The organism is Azospirillum sp. FG154, from assembly GCF_057809575.1.
In genome coordinates, this window is the sequence record NZ_JBMDKF010000061.1 from 1 (window position 1) to 1927 (window position 1927).

At 63.9% G+C, this 1927-nt stretch carries 2 protein-coding genes; both read right to left on the reverse strand.

The annotated features are described in order from the left end of the window. The coding region (locus ACODS4_RS28085; protein ID WP_488869175.1) for an ABC transporter permease subunit at nt 1-1017 on the reverse strand (1017 nt) is incomplete at its 3' end. A 4-nt stretch (nt 1018-1021) separates the two neighbouring features. Beyond that, nucleotides 1022-1927, reverse strand: a 906-nt coding sequence (locus tag ACODS4_RS28090; RefSeq protein ID WP_488869177.1) for a branched-chain amino acid ABC transporter permease, incomplete at its 5' end; no start/stop codon positions are given.

Consider the following 1927-nt stretch of genomic DNA (forward strand, 5'->3'; position numbering starts at 1 on the left):
GGCCAAGGCCAGGATCAGGTAATACATGAAGACGATGCGGTGCAGCGGCGAGAAGTCCAGGCCGAACAACTCGTGGAAGGCCGCCATCCCCTCCGCCGGGGTGCGCGAGAATTCGGCGATGCCGAAGAAGCTCGGGCGCGGAATGCCGGAGATGCCGTTGGGGCCGCCGGTGAATTGGTACCAGTTGACCAGAACGATGCGGACGATCTCGCCAAAACCCAAGGTGACGATGGCGAAATAGTCGCCGCGCAGCCGCAACACCGGAAAGCCCAGCAGCACGCCCGAACAGGCGGCCAGCACACCGGCCAGCGGCAGGCACACCCAAAAGCTCAAACCGAAATAATGGGCCAGCAACGCGTAGGAATAGGCGCCGACGGCGTAAAAGGCGACATAGCCCAAATCCAGCAGACCGGCCAGACCGACGACGATGTTCAGCCCCCAGCCCAGCATGATGTAGGTCAGCAGCAGAATGCCGATGTCCAACAATTGGCGGTCGGCCAGCGGCGTCAGCGGCAACAGGACGGCGCCGATGAAGGCGACCGGGGCGATGTATTTGGTGGCGTGCTGCACCTGGGCGGCGACGCGGTCCATCTTGCGGTCGCGCTCGGCCAGCGTCAGCTTCGAGCGGTGGGTGGTGACGGCGAAGGCGGCGCGCAACGCGATGATTCCGCCGCCCGCGACCAGCACCAGGCGCAGCACCTGCGTCGGCAGCGGGATGGCCAGACCGACGGCGGCGGCGGCCAGCGCCAAAAACAGCACCGGCAGCGCCAGACCCTGGCCGATCAGGCCCAGGCCCAGACGGCCGAAAAAGACCAAAAGGACCGAAGCGACGACCTCCTCGGGCCGGGCTTCGATGCCAAGCCCGGTCGGGCGGTCGATGGTGCGCAAACCGACCAGCGGAACGGTCAGCAGCAGGGCGACGAAGGCGGCGAAGCCCGCGTCGCGCAGGCTGCCCGACCAGTCGACGGCCTTGGCGGCGACATGTGGGGCGCCAGCGGCGTGAGACGGCATGGTCATGACCTTACACCTTCTCGATTTCCGGCCGACCCAGCAGGCCGGTCGGACGGAAGATCAACACGAGGACGAGCAGGGTGAAGGTGGCGACGTCCTTCCATTCCGAGCCGACATAGCCCGACCAGAAGGATTCGATCAGCCCGATCACCACCCCGCCCAGCATGGCGCCGGGCAACGAGCCGACCCCGCCCAGAACGGCGGCGGTGAAGCTCTTCACGCCCGCCAGGAAACCGATGTAGAAATCGATCACGCCATAGATCAACAACACCATCATGCCCGCCACGGCGGCCAAAGCGGCGCCCATGACGAAGGTCAGCGAAATGATGCGGTCGACGTTGACGCCCAGCAACCCGGCCATCTTCTTGTCCTGCTCGCAGGCGCGCTGCGCCCGACCCAGCGAGGTCTTGTTGATGAGGATGGTGAAGCCGATCATCAGCGCCAGCGTCAGCACGATCGTCGCCAACCGCACGTAGCTGACCGAAACCTCGCCGTCCAGAAGGGTCAAATTGCCCGGCAGGATCGGTTGCAGCGGCTTCGACCGCGCCCCCTGAAGGATCTGCATGTAGTTTTGCAGGAAGATCGACATGCCGATCGCCGAAATCAGCGGGGCCAGTCGCGGCGAGTTGCGCAGGGGCCGGTAGGCGATCCGCTCCACCGTCCACCCATACACGCTGGTGAACAGCATCGACGCCGCCAGCATCACCACCAGCGCCAAAGGCACCCAGGTGATCCCCAACGCCCCCATCGCCAAAAACGTGATCAACGCCACAAACGACCCGATCATGTAGATCTCGCCGTGCGCAAAATTGATCATGCCGATGATCCCGTAAACCATCGTGTAACCAATCGCGATCAGGCCATAAATGGCCCCAAGCGATAGGCCGTTGATCAATTGCTGTAGAAAATAATCCAT